Annotated in this window: 17 protein-coding genes; 13 read left to right on the top strand and 4 right to left on the bottom strand. The window is 33.4% G+C overall.

What is annotated here, in order from left to right; genetic code table 11:
• The first annotated feature begins 34 nt into the window (after nucleotides 1-34).
• Genes AAFU52_RS08370 through sufD form a run of 5 tightly spaced genes read left to right on the top strand, consistent with a single transcriptional unit; the run spans nucleotide 35 to nucleotide 4,374 of the window.
• Entirely contained in the window at nucleotides 35-364 is a 330-nt protein-coding gene (locus AAFU52_RS08370; RefSeq protein ID WP_024768558.1) for a HesB/IscA family protein, read from the top strand.
• A gap of 39 nt (nucleotides 365-403) precedes the next feature.
• Nucleotides 404-1,849, top strand: a complete 1,446-nt coding sequence (sufB, locus tag AAFU52_RS08375; RefSeq protein ID WP_024768559.1) for a Fe-S cluster assembly protein SufB — start codon at nucleotides 404-406, stop codon at nucleotides 1,847-1,849.
• A 25-nt stretch (nucleotides 1,850-1,874) separates the two neighbouring features.
• Complete coding sequence (locus tag AAFU52_RS08380; RefSeq protein WP_024768560.1) at nucleotides 1,875-2,264, top strand: hypothetical protein; 390 nt, start codon at nucleotides 1,875-1,877, stop codon at nucleotides 2,262-2,264.
• Nucleotides 2,265-2,303: 39 nt separating this feature from the next.
• On the top strand, nucleotides 2,304-3,056 hold the full coding sequence (sufC, locus tag AAFU52_RS08385; RefSeq protein WP_024768561.1) for a Fe-S cluster assembly ATPase SufC: 753 nt from the start codon (nucleotides 2,304-2,306) through the stop codon (nucleotides 3,054-3,056).
• A gap of 4 nt (nucleotides 3,057-3,060) precedes the next feature.
• On the top strand, nucleotides 3,061-4,374 hold the full coding sequence (gene sufD, locus AAFU52_RS08390) for a Fe-S cluster assembly protein SufD (RefSeq protein WP_438426106.1): 1,314 nt from the start codon (nucleotides 3,061-3,063) through the stop codon (nucleotides 4,372-4,374).
• A 74-nt stretch (nucleotides 4,375-4,448) separates the two neighbouring features.
• Here sufD and AAFU52_RS08395 read toward each other — a convergent pair whose 3' ends face one another.
• Nucleotides 4,449-5,801: a serine hydrolase domain-containing protein gene (locus AAFU52_RS08395; protein WP_438426107.1), complete on the bottom strand. Its 1,353-nt coding sequence runs from the start codon at nucleotides 5,799-5,801 to the stop codon at nucleotides 4,449-4,451.
• A 78-nt stretch (nucleotides 5,802-5,879) separates the two neighbouring features.
• Between AAFU52_RS08395 and AAFU52_RS08400 the strand changes: the two genes are divergently transcribed.
• The 7 genes from AAFU52_RS08400 (at nucleotide 5,880) to AAFU52_RS08430 (ending at nucleotide 10,876) form a co-directional block, all read left to right on the top strand.
• Nucleotides 5,880-7,094: an aminotransferase class V-fold PLP-dependent enzyme gene (locus tag AAFU52_RS08400; RefSeq protein WP_438426624.1), complete on the top strand. Its 1,215-nt coding sequence runs from the start codon at nucleotides 5,880-5,882 to the stop codon at nucleotides 7,092-7,094.
• Nucleotides 7,095-7,170: 76 nt separating this feature from the next.
• Entirely contained in the window at nucleotides 7,171-7,881 is a 711-nt protein-coding gene (locus AAFU52_RS08405; protein WP_438426108.1) for a DUF4377 domain-containing protein, read from the top strand.
• A gap of 40 nt (nucleotides 7,882-7,921) precedes the next feature.
• Nucleotides 7,922-8,344 carry a SufE family protein gene (locus AAFU52_RS08410; RefSeq protein ID WP_024768565.1) on the top strand — a complete coding sequence of 141 codons (423 nt, stop codon included), beginning with the start codon at nucleotides 7,922-7,924 and terminating at the stop codon, nucleotides 8,342-8,344.
• A gap of 50 nt (nucleotides 8,345-8,394) precedes the next feature.
• Nucleotides 8,395-8,721, top strand: a complete 327-nt coding sequence (locus AAFU52_RS08415; protein WP_024768566.1) for a DUF59 domain-containing protein — start codon at nucleotides 8,395-8,397, stop codon at nucleotides 8,719-8,721.
• 52 nt (nucleotides 8,722-8,773) lie between these two features.
• On the top strand, nucleotides 8,774-9,211 hold the full coding sequence (locus AAFU52_RS08420; protein ID WP_438426109.1) for a PaaI family thioesterase: 438 nt from the start codon (nucleotides 8,774-8,776) through the stop codon (nucleotides 9,209-9,211).
• A 17-nt stretch (nucleotides 9,212-9,228) separates the two neighbouring features.
• The gene (locus AAFU52_RS08425; protein WP_024768568.1) at nucleotides 9,229-9,738 is read left to right on the top strand and encodes a DUF2480 family protein; all 510 of its coding nucleotides are present in this window, start codon (nucleotides 9,229-9,231) and stop codon (nucleotides 9,736-9,738) included.
• A gap of 184 nt (nucleotides 9,739-9,922) precedes the next feature.
• Nucleotides 9,923-10,876: a DUF3078 domain-containing protein gene (locus AAFU52_RS08430; protein WP_438426110.1), complete on the top strand. Its 954-nt coding sequence runs from the start codon at nucleotides 9,923-9,925 to the stop codon at nucleotides 10,874-10,876.
• 79 nt (nucleotides 10,877-10,955) lie between these two features.
• Here AAFU52_RS08430 and AAFU52_RS08435 read toward each other — a convergent pair whose 3' ends face one another.
• Complete coding sequence (locus AAFU52_RS08435; RefSeq protein WP_024768570.1) at nucleotides 10,956-11,399, bottom strand: GNAT family N-acetyltransferase; 444 nt, start codon at nucleotides 11,397-11,399, stop codon at nucleotides 10,956-10,958.
• Nucleotides 11,400-11,536: 137 nt separating this feature from the next.
• A complete protein-coding gene (locus AAFU52_RS08440; protein ID WP_438426111.1) occupies nucleotides 11,537-14,791 on the bottom strand; it encodes a S41 family peptidase in 3,255 nt (1,084 codons plus the stop codon).
• Nucleotides 14,792-15,167: 376 nt separating this feature from the next.
• Between AAFU52_RS08440 and AAFU52_RS08445 the strand changes: the two genes are divergently transcribed.
• A complete protein-coding gene (locus AAFU52_RS08445; RefSeq protein ID WP_084050068.1) occupies nucleotides 15,168-16,193 on the top strand; it encodes a DUF3078 domain-containing protein in 1,026 nt (341 codons plus the stop codon).
• A gap of 159 nt (nucleotides 16,194-16,352) precedes the next feature.
• Here the strand turns inward: AAFU52_RS08445 and hflX are convergent, their stop codons facing one another.
• The gene (gene hflX / locus AAFU52_RS08450; protein ID WP_024768573.1) at nucleotides 16,353-17,561 is read right to left on the bottom strand and encodes a GTPase HflX; all 1,209 of its coding nucleotides are present in this window, start codon (nucleotides 17,559-17,561) and stop codon (nucleotides 16,353-16,355) included.

Genomic DNA, 17,561 nt, shown 5'->3' on the forward strand with positions numbered 1-17,561 from the left:
CATTTCATTTAGAATTAATCTATATTATAAAAGTATGATTAAGGTATCAGACATAGCAAAAAATAAGGTCATCGAATTGATGAGTGACGATGGATATGATGCAGTTACCGATTATGTGCGTGTAGGTGTAAAAAGTGGAGGGTGCTCTGGTTTATCATATGATTTAAAATTTGATAAAGCACAAGAGGAAGGAGATAAAGTATTTGAAGATAATGGTGTGAAAATCATTGTAGATAAAAAAAGTTTTCTCTATTTAATCGGTACAACCCTAGAGTATTCTGGTGGTTTAAATGGTACTGGTTTTGTATTTAATAATCCTAATGCCAGTAGAACTTGTGGCTGTGGAGAAAGTTTTTCCCTTTAATCGATAAAAAAGATCCTGAATTAATTTAGGGTAATAAAAATGGCATATACTGAAGACGATTTAAAAAAAGAATTAGAGACCAAAGAATATGAGTATGGATTCTATACCGATATAGAATCTGATACTTTCCCTGTTGGTCTTAATGAAGATATAGTTCGTGCGATTTCTAAGAAAAAAGAAGAACCCGAATGGATGACAGAATGGAGACTTGAAGCTTTTCGAGCATGGGAACAGATGGAAGAACCCGAATGGGCAAATGTTACTTATGAAAAGCCCGATTTTCAGAATATATCTTACTATTCTGCACCAAATAAAAAACCTAAATATAATAGTATTGATGAGGTAGATCCAGAATTACTCGATACTTTTAAAAGACTTGGGATTTCATTAGATGAACAAAAGAAATTAGCGGGAGTAGCGGTAGATATTGTAATGGACTCTGTATCAGTAGCTACAACATTTAAAGAAACCCTTGCAGAAAAAGGAATTATATTTTGCTCTATTTCTGAAGCTATTCAAGAACATCCAGAATTAGTTAAAAAATATATTGGAGCTGTGGTTCCGCAGAAGGATAATTTTTATGCTGCCTTAAACTCTGCTGTTTTTAGTGATGGTTCGTTTTGCTATATTCCTAAAGGTGTTCGTTGTCCAATGGAACTATCTACCTATTTTAGAATCAATCAGGCAGGTACAGGTCAGTTCGAGCGTACTTTAGTTGTGGCAGATCAAGGAAGTTATGTAAGTTATCTGGAAGGGTGTACTGCTCCTTCTCGTGATGAAAACCAATTACACGCTGCTGTTGTAGAATTAATAGCATTGGATGGTGCAGAAATAAAATATTCTACAGTACAGAACTGGTATCCTGGTAATGCCGAAGGAAAAGGAGGGGTTTATAATTTTGTGACCAAAAGAGGAATTTGCGAAAACAACGCTAAAATTTCTTGGACACAAGTAGAAACAGGATCAGCAATTACCTGGAAATATCCTTCTTGTATATTAAAAGGAGATAACTCTGTTGGAGAATTTTATTCTATTGCGGTAACCAATAATTTTCAGCAAGCAGACACAGGTACAAAAATGATACACTTAGGCAAAAACACCAAAAGTACTATCATTTCTAAGGGTATTTCTGCAGGGAAATCTCAAAATAGCTATCGAGGATTAGTGCAAATAAGTAGTAGAGCGACCAATGCACGTAATTTTTCACAATGTGATTCATTATTGATGGGCAATGAATGTGGCGCACATACGTTTCCTTATATAGAAACTAAAAACAAAACCGCTCAAATAGAACATGAAGCAACTACAAGTAAAATAGGAGAAGATCAAATTTTTTATTGTAACCAACGAGGAATCGATACAGAAAAAGCAATCGCTTTGATCGTTAATGGTTTTAGTAAAGAAGTATTGAATAAGCTACCTATGGAGTTTGCAGTAGAAGCTCAAAAACTTCTGGAGATTTCTTTAGAAGGTTCTGTAGGCTAATTGTAAAACCATCAAATCTACATTAATGAAAAAAACATGTATTTTAATTGCACTAAGTCTTATTCTTTTTTCCTGCAAATCCGAAAACAAAAATGAAGAACCTAATTTAATTCGTGGCGAATTTATTCTTATAGATGATGCGGCAGTCTTAAAAGGTAATGATTTTATATATGGTGTGATAATTAATGATATCACGCTTGAACTCGCTAAAAAAGTAGAACCTCTGCAAAGAGAAGAATATGACATGGTTCCTGTTGTAGTAAAGGGAATCATAAAACCCAACCCAGAACAAGGGTGGGAAGAAATAGTAGAAATAAAAGAAATTATCGGAGTAAGTGCACCAACTTCAGAGTTGCCCACTAAGATTAAGTCTCCAGAAGAAGACAAAAACTCTGAGCTAGAAAAAGATAAATAACTAAATTATATCTCATAAGAGATAAAAGCTTTGTACAACATGTTAGAGATAAAGGATTTACACGCAAGTGTCGAAGGTAAAGAAATTTTAAAAGGTCTTAACCTAAATGTAAAAGCAGGAGAAATACACGCAATTATGGGTCCTAACGGTGCCGGAAAAAGTACATTAGCCAGTATCGTTGCAGGTAAAGAAGAATATGAAGTTACCAAAGGAGGAATTCTTCTGGAAGGAGAAGATATCGAAGAACTTGCAGCAGAAGAACGTGCTCATAAAGGTGTTTTTCTATCGTTTCAATACCCTGTAGAAATTCCTGGTGTAACGGTAACTAATTTTATGAAAACTGCCATAAATGAAACACGAAAAGCACAAGGCCTTGAAGAAATGCCTGCCAAAGACATGCTTAAAAAAATTCGTGAAAAATCCGAATTATTAGAAATCGATCGAAAATTTCTATCTCGTTCTCTTAACGAAGGATTCTCGGGCGGTGAGAAAAAACGTAATGAAATCTTTCAGATGGCAATGATGGAGCCTAAATTGGCAATCCTTGACGAAACAGATTCTGGGCTTGATATAGATGCTCTACGTATTGTAGCCAACGGAGTGAATAAACTGAAAAGTGAAGACAACGCTATCATAGTAATTACTCACTATCAACGTCTCTTAGACCATATAGTTCCAGATTTTGTACATGTATTATATGACGGTAAAATCGTAAAATCTGGTACCAAAGAATTAGCTTTAGAACTAGAAGAAAAAGGATACGATTGGATTAAAGAAGAAATAAACGCTTAAGATTATGGAGTTGAAAGATAAATTGGTGTCTTCTTTTTTGGCTTTTGAAAACACGGTAGATGTTGATACAGCTGTTCATGATATCAGAAGTCAAGCTATTAAAGCTTTTGAAGAAAAAGGATTTCCTACCAAAAAAGAAGAAGCGTGGAAATACACTTCTCTGAATACTGTACTAAAACACGATTACAGCATTTTTCCAAAAGAAGAAAATGCTATAGAATTTAGAGATATAAAAAAGTACTTCCTTCATGATTTGGATACATACAAAATTGTGTTTATTGATGGTAAATATTCATCTCATTTATCTGAAACAACTCATGATAAAATCGACGTATGTTTAATGTCATCAGCATTAAGCAATGAAAAATATCGATTAATAATTGAAAACTATTTTAACAAAGTAGCTCGTGAAGATGGGCTTACTTCTTTGAATACAGCTTTTTCTAGAGAAGGAGCATATATCTATATTCCAAAAAATAAGCTAGCCGATAAACCCATACAGATTATACACTTTTCTACAGGAAATGAAGCTGCCCAAATGTTACAACCTCGTAACTTGGTTATTGTTGGAGAAAATTCTCATGTGCAAATCATTGAACGTCACCAGAGTTTAACAGATAATCCTGTTCTTACGAATTCTGTAACTGAAATTTTTGCAGATAAAAGAGCAATTGTCGATTACTATAAAATCCAGAATGATAATCAAAATGCTTCTTTGATTGACAATACTTATATCGAACAACATGCACAAAGTGTAGCATCAGTGCATACTTTTGCTTTTGGAGGAAATATCACCAGAAATAACCTTAATTTCTATCAAAAAGGTGAAGGAATTGACTCTATACTTAATGGTATAACAATTATTGAAGGAAAGCAGCATGTAGATCACAATACTCTGGTACATCATACCGCACCAAATTGTGAAAGCCATCAGGATTACAAAGGTATTTTTGATGAAAAATCTACAGGTGTTTTTAATGGAAAAATTGTTGTAAATAAAGAAGCGCAAAAAACAAATGCTTTTCAATCTAATAACAACATCTTATTAAGTGATAAAGCAACTATCAATTCTAAGCCACAGTTAGAGATTTTTGCAGATGATGTAAAATGCTCGCATGGTTGTACTATTGGACAATTGGATGATAATGCATTATTCTACATGAAATCAAGAGGTATTGGAGAAAAAGAAGCTAGGGCTTTATTAATGTATGCATTCGCAAACAATGTGTTATCTAGTGTAAAAATACCTCAGCTAAAAAGCAGAATTAACAAACTAATCGCGACTAAACTTGGCGTGAATATTGGTTTCGATTTGTAAGACAACTGCTTTAACAACAAACGATATTAGGAAAGCCAAATCTTATAGGATTTGGCTTTCCTGTTTTTATTTCTCTATTCTATCGAATCAACCATTTCTTTTAAAAATGTATTGAAGTCCACTCCTGCATCTCCAATGAGCCCAAATCGTACAATGACCAAATCTTTAGAAGGAATAATAAACACACGTTGCCCCTGAAATCCATTTGCAGAAAACATATCTCTTGGAGCATCTGGATAAAACCCTCCTGCATTTAACCAAAAATGCCCTCCGTAATCTCCTTCAGATGTAGGGCTTGGGGTTGTCACATAATCCACCCACGAAGGTTCAAAAATCTGCTCTCCGTTCCAATTCCCTTTATGTAGATATAATAATCCAAATTTACCCCAATCCCTTACTGTTGCCCAAGCATAAGAAGAGCCTACATAATTACCTGTCATGTCCGTTTCTATAAGCATAGAATTCATTCCTATTTTATCAATAAACTCTCGATATGGATAATCAAGATACTCCTGGTAGCTTTTGAACTGTTTTCTCAAAATCCCAGATAGCAGGTTAGACACACCAGAAGAATAATACCAATATTCATTGGGTTTGTGAATTGCTTTTTTATGAATTTGGGGAATTGTCATATCTTTATCTACATATAACATTTTTGTAACATCAGAAATAGAGCCATAATCTTCATCCCATTCCAACCCACAATTCATCTGTAAGAGATTATTAATCGTTATCTCTTTTCTTTCATCATTTTGCCATGCAGACACTGGGGCTTTATCTTGTATATTAATTGCACCTTGTTTTTGTAACACGCCATAAACTGTAGAGAGAACACTTTTCGTCATAGACCACCCTAGCAACTTAGAATCTTTATTCAATCCATCTATATACTTCTCGGCAATAATCTGATCTTTATAAAGCACAAGAACAGCCCTTGTTTTCTTTATATACTCTCCATTCGTATCAAAAATTGAAGTAATAGTCCTATTTATCTTATCATAATCGACCGTAGTAAAAACTGTATCTTTTTGTTCTAATTGGCCATATGGATATGATAACCTTGTCTCTATTTTAGTTCTTTGCGGTATTAAAACAGGTATATTTTCATCAAAATCGTCATCGATCAAAACACTACCCAATCCTTCTCTATAAATTGCTTTTCTCTCTTTAAGACCAAAAACAGAGGCAACAGATGTCCTGTTATTCATATTTACCTCATCATCTGCTAAGTGAACCGGAGCAAAATTATTGTCATTTAAATCCGTAAACTCTAAACTTCTGTTTGCAATAAAAACCGATGAATTCATATTCTTTGCAGAATATCCTGTTAGAATTGTAAGTTTTGGGTAATTCAGTACAAATGCAATACAAATTCCTGCAAATAGAATAAGAAAAGCAATCCCAATAATTTTTTTAAGTCGTTTCATTATAAAAAGGGTTAAATCATTCTAAAAATAAACAATCCTAATTAGAAATACTTACTACTTTTGCAGAAAGAAATTGATATGTTAGATGTACAGAAAATACGAGAAGATTTCCCAATACTTACCAGAGAAGTACACGGAAAACCTTTGGTGTATTTTGATAATGCGGCCACATCTCAAACACCGCAGGTAGTTATAGACGCCATTGTAGATTATTACAGCAACTACAATGCGAATATTCATCGTGGTGTTCACACTTTATCACAAGAAGCAACAGATGCATACGAGATGGCTCGTAAAAAAGTGCAAAAACATTTTAATGCAACACACACACATGAGATTATTCTCACTTCGGGAACAACTCATAGTATTAATATTATTGCTACCGGATTTACCTCTCTTCTTTCTGAAGGTGATGAAATCATTGTTTCGGCATTAGAACATCATTCTAATATTGTGCCTTGGCAAATGTTATGTGAACGAACAGGGGCCATCCTTAAAGTCATCCCGATGAACGAAGATGGTGAATTAGTAATGGATGTGTATGATCAATTACTTTCTAACAGAACTAAACTTGTTTTTACTAATCACATCTCTAATGCATTAGGAACTATAAATCCTATTGAAGAAATTATTGAAAAAGCACATAGCGTAGGTGCAGCTGTATTGATCGATGGTGCACAAGCTTGCCCTCATGTTAAACCAGATGTTAAGGCTCTGAATGTAGATTTTTATGTTGCTTCTGCACACAAACTCTGTGGACCCACAGGAGTAGGTATGCTATACGGAAAAGAAGAGTGGTTAAACAAACTACCTCCTTATCAAGGTGGTGGTGAAATGATCGAGCAAGTTACTTTTGAAAAAACTACCTATGCCGGTTTGCCTCATAAGTTCGAAGCTGGCACTCCTAATATCTGTGGCGGTATAGCTTTTGGAGTAGCGATCGATTATATGAATAGTATTGGTTTTGACAATATTGCTGCATATGAGAACGAACTTCTTGAATACGGTACACAAAAATTATTAGAAATTGAAGGGTTAAAAATTTACGGTACCTCCAAAAACAAAACTTCTGTAATCTCTTTCAACCTGAATGATATTCACCCCTATGATGTAGGAACTATTGTAGATAAACTTGGTATTGCAGTACGTACAGGACATCACTGTGCACAGCCCATCATGGATTTTTATAAAATACCAGGAACAGTCCGTGCTTCTTTTTCATTCTATAACACTAAGGAGGAAATTGATGCTTTGGTTGAAGCCGTTAAAAAAGCCAAGATGATGCTCTCGTAAATTATTTTTTATACCATTTGGTTTTGTTCAACGTTATTTAATTACCATACAACGTGTTAAATAAAACAACCAATCTATGAGTAAGTTTTTTTCCTTATTAAGTATCGTTATTTTATTTTCTTCATGCCAGGAAACCAAGCGAGTATTTATAGCTAATACTTTGGAAGATTGTGTTGGCGTTGGCCCTCAAAAATGCATGTTGTATAAAGAAAACCCAAATGATGAATGGACTTATTTTTACGATACAATCGAAGGATTTGAATATGAAGAAGGATATAACTATGAAATTGAAGTTACCGTTACCAAAGTAGAAAACCCTCCTGCCGATGGTTCTTCATTACACTATACTCTAGTTAAAATACTATCAAAAGAAAAAAATCGATCCATAGCCCAAAACATTCCTTTAAAGAATAAAAAAGATCAGGGCAATATAGTTAATGTCGAATACCAGGCACTCTCCAGGGGTTCCTTTTTTCAAATCAAAATTAATAACGATCGTATTGAAAAAGCTACCGATGTAAATTTAAAAAATAGTCATTCAAAAAAATGCTCAAAAAAAGATTGGAATACCATTACTTCACTCCTCGAAACTATAGATATTGATAAAATAAGTGAGCTAAAAGCACCTACCAAAAAAAGACTTTTTGATGGTGCTCCTCATGCACAACTAAAGATCACTTCTTCTACCAAAACGTTTGTCTCGAATGGCTTTGATCACGGACATCCTCCTCAAGAAATACAACAATTAGTTAATACTATACTATCATTGGCAGAAAGTATTGAATAGCAACAATTCTTGTTGTACTTTTGTTGAAAATTTGTACGTAATGACAATACAAGAAATCCAGGAAGAGATTGTTGATGAATTTGGTATGTTTGATGATTGGATGCAGCGATATGAATACATGATTGAACTAGGGAAATCTCTACCTCTTATTGAAGAAAAATACAAAACAGACGACAATATCATAAAAGGATGCCAGAGTAAAGTGTGGGTACACGCCGAAATGAAAGATGATAAAGTTCAATTTACTGCAGATAGTGATGCCATTATTACCAAAGGTATTATTGCAATATTGATACGTGTCTTTTCTGGGCAACATCCCGCGGCCATCATTGAAGCTGATACTAATTTTATTGATGAAATTGGTTTAAAAGAACATTTATCACCAACACGTGCTAATGGTTTAGTAAGTATGATTAAACAACTAAAAATGTATGCTATCGCTTACCAAACACAATTGAATTAAATCAATTTTTGTCGCATAAAGCTTGTTAAAGCAATATTAAAACTAAAAAAATGAGTGAAACCACTATAGATACAAACGACTTAGGAGAAAAAATTGTACGAGTATTAAAGACAATCTTTGATCCAGAAATTCCGGTTGATATATACGAGCTAGGGCTAATCTATGATGTATTTGTTAATGAGGATTATGAAGTAAAAATTCTAATGACACTTACTTCTCCTAACTGTCCTGTAGCAGAGTCTCTACCAGAAGAAATACGAGAAAAAGTAAAATCTCTTGATGCAGTAAAAGATGTAGAAATGGAACTTACTTTTGATCCACCATGGTCACAAGATTTAATGAGTGAAGAGGCTAAACTAGAACTGGGAATGCTGTAGCAGAGAATGCAGTCATTTCGGAACAACTTTCTAAAATAAATAAACAAGGAAAATGAATCCTGAACATTATAGTAAATTAGAAAGAATGTATCTACAGGCAAATATCAACACTGCATTGTATGATACCACCAAAGTCAAAATCGATGAAGGTTTAGCACAAATCGAGCTTGAAATTTCAGAAAAGTATTTTCATGCATTAGGAGCTATACACGGTTCTGTATATTTTAAACTACTCGACGATGCTGCTTTTTTTGCTGTAAATTCTATTGTAAAAGATGTTTTCGTCCTTACTACTTCGTTCAATATTAATTTAATACGACCTGTCGATAAAGGAATAATTACAGCTGTCGGAAAGATAAAATTTAAATCCAGAAGCCTATTTGTTGCAGAATCAACTTTATACAATCAAGATGGTAAAGAAATTGCTTTTGGAACTGGAAATTTTGCAAAAAGCAAGATAGAACTTTCAGAAAAAATAGGGTATAAATAACATAATACAACGATACAATGGCCGATGAAATTGTAAATAGAGTTGCTAATAATAAAAACCTCATCACTTTTGATTTAGAAGAATACTATCCTAAAGGCAATCGTATTCTTTTTGATATTAAAAATTGGCTTTTTGAGGGGTTAATTTTACGCGAAAAAGAGTTTAGAAAATACGTCTTAGATCATGACTGGAGTCAATACCAAGACGTCTATGTTGCATTAACTTGTTCTACAGATGCTATTATCCCAGGCTGGGCATACCTTTTATTGACTAGCTCATTACAGCCCTTTGCAAAAAAAGTAGCCGTAGGATCTTTAGAAGCTCTGGAAACGATACTCTATGCCGAAATTATAAATACTATTGACATTTCAGAATATCAAAACAAGCTGATTATTATAAAAGGTTGCACTAACAAACCTGTTCCTCAAGGGGCTTATATCGATTTGATCCAAAAATTACAACCTGTTGCAAAAAGTATTATGTATGGAGAAGCATGCTCTTCTGTTCCTCTATATAAAAGGAAATAGGTTCTTTTGTCTATTAATACTGTTTTTTATCGAAAAATAATGGTCTGCCAGCATACTTTTAGGGTAAAAAACGTTTCTTAAAATATATTTGCCAACATAAAAATTTACACTGGTTATTTATGCCGGTTAATAAATTATTTAACCATAAAAATAACCTGATTAAATTCCTTAAAACTATCATCAAATGAAAAAAACATTGCTAACAGTAGTTCTATTAATTAGTTCTACAATTCTATTTGCACAAGAAGAAACAAAAAAAGACGAAGCTCCTAAAGATGGATGGACCAAAGGAGGTAATATTAGCCTTTTAATAAATCAATCTGCTTTTAATGCAGAGTGGCTTGGTGGAGGAACATCTAATATCGCAGGAAATCTATCGCTATCCTATGACTTTAATTATCGTAAAGGCCCTATTACCTGGGATAATAAAATTCTTGCTGATTATGGTCTTACCAAACTTAAAGATCAAGAGTTTATACGTAAAACTAATGATCGTTTAGAGTTAAATTCATTATTGGGTAGACAAATCAAAGAATCACTATGGTATTATTCTTTTTTCTTAAACTTTAAAACACAGTTTGATAAAGGATACGAATATGGAGAAGAACCTATTTTAGATACAACTACTGGAAATGTTATAGGAACAAGAGAAATCCGAACAGAAACTACTCGTATTTTTTCTCCTGCTTATTTACAGTTAGGTCCAGGTATGTTATGGAAAAAAAGTGACAATCTCAAAGTTAATATCGCCCCTGCAACAGCACGATTTATTTTTGTACATGATAAGTTTACAGATGTGGGTAATGATCAGGCAGCAATAGATGCTTTTAATGATGCCGGAGGTTACTTTGGAGTAGAAGCAAACGACACGTTTCGCTTTGAATTTGGTGCGGCACTTAATGGGTATGCTAAATTTGAGATCATGAAGAATGTATCTATGGAAAACATTTTAAATTTGTATTCTAACTACTTAGAAGATCCACAAAATGTAGATATAGATTATACTGCAAACATCGTTATGACAATTAACAAGTATTTATCTACTAATCTAACATTTCAGGCTATCTATGATGATAATGCTGTTGGTGCTTTTCAGATTAGAGAAGTGTTTGGTCTAGGAGTAAATTACGGGTTCTAGAAACAAGAAAATATAGCTCTTTAAAAAAGCATCTTTTATTTGATAAAAGATGCTTTTTTCTTTAGTAAGTCTACTGTATTTATGCTTTACTAGGCACTAATTTCATATGAAATTCATGTTTATCCTCATCAACTGTCTTAAAACCCATACGTTCATATAAATACTTAGCTGGGTTTTCTTTTAATACTTTTAGTATCATATTTTTATTTGAAGCTTTGGCAGTTTCTATTAGATCTTTAATCACATACTTCCCTATTCCATGACCTTGATATTCGGGTAACACTTGTATTTGTAGTATTTCTATCGCGTGTCCCGTTTCAATATATTTCAATACACCTGCTCTTTGATTTGATTTTAATATCACATAAGCACTATCATATTGAAAATCTATTCTGGATAAATGTTCTTCATCTGATAAGAAAATTCCCATTTTCTGTAAGTGCTCGACCATTGTTGCCATTCTTAAATTAAATAAGAAATCCTTATCCGATTCTTTCGCTTTAATCAGTTCTAATTTTTCCATAGGAAATCATATAATACAGTATCACGAATATACCTTAAATTATGAAATACATTTTTGATAATACATATCATAAAAAAAGTAAAAGCGAGAGTAAAGAAAATACTCTCGCTTTTTTATGTATCTCATTTGCAAGCAAATTACTTAGAACGATCCTCTGCAGCAGGTACTTTGTTCTTTGGGTTTTTGTCACTTTCTTTAAGTGTTTTTAGCACTTCATTAATAGCGCGATCCAGTTGCACGTCTATACCTTGAGCATCTTTTCCTGGGTTTTCTGGAACATGGATATCCGGCTCTACACCATGTCCTTCTGCAAACCAGGTTCCATCAGGATTATACATTCTAAATGTAGGTACTGTTACATATCCACCGTCTATTAATTCTGGTGCTCCCGAAATTCCTATTAGTCCTCCCCAGGTTCTTGTACCAATAAGCGGTCCTACTTTTCTTTTCTTGAAATAATCAGGAAACGCATCTCCTCCACTACCACTCCATCCATTAATAAGCATCGCTTTAGGACCGTAATGTCCTCTTGGAGGCCAGGCCCAATCTTTGCCTTCTCGCACTTTGTAATAGCTTAATAATGGTCTGTTTAACAATTCTACAAATCTATCTGGTATTTGTCCTCCATTATTAAATCTTTCATCAATGATTAATCCATCTTTATGATGTTGAGCATAGAACATTCTAACTAATTCTTCTTGTCCATCTATTCCTGTACTTGGCACATAAATATATCCTATTCTTCCTCCTGATTTTTTATCTACATATTTTCGCATTTCTTCAATCCAGGCAAGATTTCTCAGCCTTGCTTCACTTCTTATGGGTTGTACAAGGTATTGCTTGCTATTTTTGCCATCAGGAGTTTTGCTAACTGTAATCTCTATCGTTTCATTTGCTTTTCCTTCTAATGCTACATAAGGATCTGCATACTCTGTTAATTCTATTCCATTAATACGCAATATATAATCGCCTTGTTCAACTAATACTCCAGGTTTTCTAAGAGGAGATTTAACCTCTGTATCCCAAGGAGCTGGTGTAATGATTTTTTTTATTCTGTATTTTCCCTGATGCATTTCCCAGTCAACACCGAGATAGCCAGTAGTTTTGTTAGAGCTTGATACTACATCTCCTCCTCCTCTATATGTATGAGAAGCATTTAGTTCTGCAATTAGTGCTCCGGTTATTTTATTAAGGTCATTTCGACTTGCTGCATATTCTATTAATGGCTCATATTTCTTTTTCATAGCTTCCCAATCTAATCCGTGTAGATTTTTATCATAGAAAAAATCTCTTTCTAAACGCCATATATCTGCAAAGATTTGTCGCCATTCTTCTTTTGGGTTGACGGTCATTTCCATTTTAGAGGTGTCTATATGATCTTCGAGAGATTGATCTTTTGCTACTTCTATAATGCCCATTTTTTCTTCGCTAAACACTAGAATACTATTATTATCAAACGAAAGTTTATAATCGTCTACATTTTCAAGAATTGTCTTTTCTTCATCTTCTTCAAAATCATAATATTTTAAAACTGATTTTTCATCCTTTGATCCTGTTCTGGGATGTTTTAAGAAAATGACTTTACCTTTGGCAGCCTTTATTCCTCCCGTATTTCCTAGTTCTACAGGTAAAATAATCATTCTGGATTCTATACCATTAAAATCTATGCGTATCGGTTTTACCTTTTGATCTTCTTCTTCTTCTTTCTTCTCTTTAGAATCCTCTTTCTTTTTATCCCCTTCATTTATAGCAACTACATCATTTTTTAATTCAATAGGGTGTACTGCATCTTTTGTAAGCGGAATGATTCCAATTTTGGTTGCATTAGGATATGTCCAGCTATTATCATAATCACTATATACCGGATCAAAGGTTCTATTGGTCGTACAATAGATATACTTGTTGTCAACAGAAAATACAGGATTACCATCATCATAAAAAGCAGAGGTGATGGTGTTCTTTTTCTTTTTATCGATATCGTATATAATGATATGCTGGTTTCCATTTTCATGAGAATTTGCATAGGTAATATATTTACTATCACTTGACCAACTTACAGAAAACCCTGATAAGCCACCTTGAAACAATTGAATTTCCTGATCTATTTCAGTAATCGTATTGTTAGTAATATTTGCCAGTTTTATATGCATTTCCTGATCTACAAAAATCAATTTTTTACTATCAGGAGACCAGAACAATTGGTATCTAAATCCCGGGCCCTGCTTTGAGATTTGTTTCTCTGAATTATCTTTAAGGTTTCTTACCATTAATTCATATTCTCCTGTTTTATCACTCCAATATGCAATATATCTTCCATCTGGTGACCAACTGGGATAGCGCTCTGCAATACCACTTGTACGTGTTAGGTTCTTGGTAATCCCATCTTTTTTAGGCACAGAAAAAATATCTCCTCTGGCACCTACAATAATTCTATTACCATCTGGCGCGATACCTACACTATGAATGTATTTTTCTGCTTTCTTTACTTGAGGTTTTAATCCTGTAAAATCCCCAATAGCACTTATAGATATTTCTTTTGTTGTTTTTGTTACCACATCTAACAGATATAGTGTTCCTCCTGCTTCAAAAACGATTTCAGATTTTCCTATAGAAGGGCGTTCAATATCAAATTCTTTAAAAAATGTAATTTGCTCGTGTTGTTTTGATTGTAGGTTATATTTCCAGATATTAAACTTTTTTGAAGCATCTTTATCCGAAAGATAATAGAGGTCATCATTATTCCACATGGGTAGTTCATCATTACCATCGTTATTGGTAATGTTTTCAGAGGTTAAGGTTTTGAGGTTAAAAAGATAGATATCAGAAGCCATTCCTCCTCGATATCTTTTCCAGTTTCTGCTAAGCCTTGATTTATCTGTCATTGCTACAAGATCACCATTAACATGTAGATCTAATTCTTCGACTTTGCTTATTGGTATTCTTACTGGTAGTCCTCCATTAACAGATATTTTAAACGCTTTAGAAAAACGTTGTTTACCACTTTCCATTCTAGAAGTGTAGATTAAAAATTTTCCGTCTTTAGTCCACGCTTTAATATTATCAGACATTCCGTGGGTTGTAATTCGTTTTGGAATACCACCAGTTACAGGAATTGTATATATGTCATGGTTGCCATCATAATTAGCATTAAACGCTATAGTTTTTCCATCTGGAGAAAATTTTCCCATTGTTTCTCGGCCTGACTTAGTTGTTAACCGATGTGCTGTGCCTCCTTGTTTATTTACAATCCATAGGTCATCTGCATAAGTAAAACAGATATGAGAATCAGAAACATCTGGATATTGAATCATTTTTGCTGGTAGTTGGCCATAATTTATGTTTGGCAACAAATACAATAAAAGTAGTGTAATAATCTTCGAGAGATTTTTCATGACATTAAAGTTTGTTTTGTGATTGATATGTATTGTTTTTACTATGACCTATGATTATTTAAAACGTTACATCAAGTGCTCTGATTATTATCTTGTTATATTCATGTGTCATTATATCAAAAGTATCCCAAATGGTTTTTATTTTTATACGATTCTGACACATTAACCTACTGTTAACGTTAATATAGTATGTAATTACCGAACAATAAAGGGTTTACTTATCTATGTTAATAGATGAGTGAATATGAATTGATACTATGGTAAGTAGTCAATGCAGATGCAATTTTATGTAAGATGTTTTTAAGAAATATCTCTAATTTGAAAAAGCTAAGTGCATACCGTATCTTTGTATTCTACCCTTGCAATAAAAGATCAAATGAGTAGATTTTTTTTAGCTATTTTTCTGTTTCTGTTAGTAACAAAAATTTCTGGTCAGGAAAAAGAAAAAACAAAATACCTGGATTCAATTCAAGTTAATTTAAAACGTTCTCTTGATAGTATTTTAAAAAACACCACAAATGACTTAAATATCATAGTTTTAAAACAGAAACTAAAAGAAATTACTCCTAAGAAACCAAAAGAAGAACATATCGGGTGGAAAAATAAGGCAAACTTTACTTTACTTTTTAATCAATCTGCATTTAACTACGACTGGCAAGGTGGAGGAACATCTAATATTGCTGGAAATGTTACATTAAATTATGAGTTTAACTATAAAAAAAATAGCCTAACCTGGGATAATAAAATTATTGCAGATTACGGACTTACTTTTTTAAGAGGAGAGGATTTTGCTCGTAAAACCAATGATAGGATCGAATTTAATACTCGATTGGGGCAAAAAATTGGTCAAGGTTTCTGGAACTATTCTTTGTTTATCAATTTCAGATCTCAATTTGATAAAGGATATAGATTTACCAAAGATCCCGATACAGAAGAGACTATTCGTACAGAAGAAACTCATTTCTTTTCTCCAGCTTTTATACAGATCGGACCAGGACTATTATGGAAAAAAAGCGATAATCTACACATTAATATTGCTCCAGTCACCTCTCGTATGATATTTGTAGACAAAGAATTTACCAATATTGCAGATTATGTAGATGGTGATTATTTTGGTGTAGATGCTGGCGAAAGCTCTCGATTTGAGTTTGGTGGATCTCTTGCGGCATATTCTAAATACACTTTGGCAAAAAATATAACTCTAGAACAACTTTTAAACCTGTACTCTAACTATATTGAAGATCCGGCCAATGTAGATATTGATTATACATTAAATATTAGCTTACTTGTAAACAAATACATTACAGGTAGTTTTGTGTTTCAAGCAATTTATGATGACAATGCTACCAGCGGATTTCAGATACGTGAGGTAATTGGATTAGGGCTTAAATATAAGTTTTAAGTTAGAGCTTGTTTAAACACCTTGCTTCCTGAAAACTACTATTTTGAGAACCTTAAGGTTACTTCAAATAATTCTAATATCTCGATATGCTCATGATTTGAAGTATACCCAGAACCTCAAACCACTGATTTTCAGTTCTCATTGTAATTAAATATGCTCTTATTCTTCGACAATCTCAGGATATAAAAAGTTATTATAAGGGAAACGAGTTACATGAATATTTCGTGTTTCTTTATATACTCGTTTTCTAAAGTCATCAATATTCTCTTTCTTGATCGCAGAAATAAACAAGGCGTTATCTCCTATTTTACTCATCCAGGTCTGTTTCCATTCTTCTAGAGTATAATGAGCTTTGGTTCTTTCTGTAGTTAAATCATCACTATCTATTGTCTCATGTTGATAAGCATCAATTTTATTAAAAACCATCATAGTGGGTTTATCTCTACAATCAATTTCATCAAGAATCTTATTCACTGATTCGATATGATCTTCGAACTGTGGATGAGAAATATCTACTACATGTAATAATAAATCTGCTTCTCTTACTTCGTCTAATGTGCTTTTAAAACTCTCTACCAGTTGAGTAGGTAGTTTTCTAATAAAACCAACTGTGTCACTAAGTAAAAATGGAAGGTTGCCAATAACTACTTTTCTTACTGTAGTGTCCAGAGTAGCAAAAAGTTTGTTTTCTGCAAAAACCTCGCTTTTGGCAATAACATTCATTAGTGTAGATTTACCCACATTGGTATACCCTACTAAAGCTACTCTAACCAATTTTCCACGATTACCACGTTGTGTCGCCATCTGCTTATCAATGGTAAGCAGTTTCTTTTTAAGCAAAGAAATTCGGTCTCTAACAATACGACGATCTGTCTCTATCTCTGTTTCTCCCGGACCTCGCATCCCGATACCACCACGTTGTCTTTCTAAGTGAGTCCACAAGCCTGTTAATCTAGGTAATAAATATTGATACTGTGCCAACTCTACCTGAGTACGGGCATAGCTGGTTTGAGCACGTTGGGCAAAAATATCAAGGATTAAATTGGTTCGATCTATAATTTTAGCCTTTAGAATACGCTCTATATTACGAAGTTGACCTGGGGATAATTCATCATCAAAAACGACAGTACCAATATCATGTTGTTCTACATAAATTCGTACATCCTCCATTTTTCCTGATCCTATAAAAGTTTTAGAATTAGGCATATCCATCTTTTGGGTAAATCGTTTTACCACTTCGCCCCCAGCTGTAAACGTAAGAAATTCTAATTCATCCAAAAACTCTTCAAGCTTCTCTTCATCTTGATTCTTGGTTATGATTCCTATCAAAACTGTTTTCTCGTATGCTATTTCTTCTCTTTCTAACAT

The organism is Aquimarina macrocephali, from assembly GCF_051627225.1.
GTDB lineage: Bacteria > Bacteroidota > Bacteroidia > Flavobacteriales > Flavobacteriaceae > Aquimarina > Aquimarina macrocephali.

What these genes read in the sequence shown, in the direction of transcription:
- AAFU52_RS08370 (WP_024768558.1), top strand. Translation starts at nt 35, where the DNA reads ATGATTAAGGTATCAGACATAGCAAAAAATAAGGTCATCGAATTGATG.
- sufB (WP_024768559.1), top strand. Translation starts at nt 404, where the DNA reads ATGGCATATACTGAAGACGATTTAAAAAAAGAATTAGAGACCAAAGAA.
- AAFU52_RS08380 (WP_024768560.1), top strand. Translation starts at nt 1,875, where the DNA reads ATGAAAAAAACATGTATTTTAATTGCACTAAGTCTTATTCTTTTTTCC.
- sufC (WP_024768561.1), top strand. Translation starts at nt 2,304, where the DNA reads ATGTTAGAGATAAAGGATTTACACGCAAGTGTCGAAGGTAAAGAAATT.
- sufD (WP_438426106.1), top strand. Translation starts at nt 3,061, where the DNA reads ATGGAGTTGAAAGATAAATTGGTGTCTTCTTTTTTGGCTTTTGAAAAC.
- AAFU52_RS08395 (WP_438426107.1), bottom strand. Translation starts at nt 5,801, where the DNA reads ATGAAACGACTTAAAAAAATTATTGGGATTGCTTTTCTTATTCTATTT.
- AAFU52_RS08400 (WP_438426624.1), top strand. Translation starts at nt 5,880, where the DNA reads ATGTTAGATGTACAGAAAATACGAGAAGATTTCCCAATACTTACCAGA.
- AAFU52_RS08405 (WP_438426108.1), top strand. Translation starts at nt 7,171, where the DNA reads ATGAGTAAGTTTTTTTCCTTATTAAGTATCGTTATTTTATTTTCTTCA.
- AAFU52_RS08410 (WP_024768565.1), top strand. Translation starts at nt 7,922, where the DNA reads ATGACAATACAAGAAATCCAGGAAGAGATTGTTGATGAATTTGGTATG.
- AAFU52_RS08415 (WP_024768566.1), top strand. Translation starts at nt 8,395, where the DNA reads ATGAGTGAAACCACTATAGATACAAACGACTTAGGAGAAAAAATTGTA.
- AAFU52_RS08420 (WP_438426109.1), top strand. Translation starts at nt 8,774, where the DNA reads ATGAATCCTGAACATTATAGTAAATTAGAAAGAATGTATCTACAGGCA.
- AAFU52_RS08425 (WP_024768568.1), top strand. Translation starts at nt 9,229, where the DNA reads ATGGCCGATGAAATTGTAAATAGAGTTGCTAATAATAAAAACCTCATC.
- AAFU52_RS08430 (WP_438426110.1), top strand. Translation starts at nt 9,923, where the DNA reads ATGAAAAAAACATTGCTAACAGTAGTTCTATTAATTAGTTCTACAATT.
- AAFU52_RS08435 (WP_024768570.1), bottom strand. Translation starts at nt 11,399, where the DNA reads ATGGAAAAATTAGAACTGATTAAAGCGAAAGAATCGGATAAGGATTTC.
- AAFU52_RS08440 (WP_438426111.1), bottom strand. Translation starts at nt 14,791, where the DNA reads ATGAAAAATCTCTCGAAGATTATTACACTACTTTTATTGTATTTGTTG.
- AAFU52_RS08445 (WP_084050068.1), top strand. Translation starts at nt 15,168, where the DNA reads ATGAGTAGATTTTTTTTAGCTATTTTTCTGTTTCTGTTAGTAACAAAA.
- hflX (WP_024768573.1), bottom strand. Translation starts at nt 17,561, where the DNA reads ATGTTAGAAAGAGAAGAAATAGCATACGAGAAAACAGTTTTGATAGGA.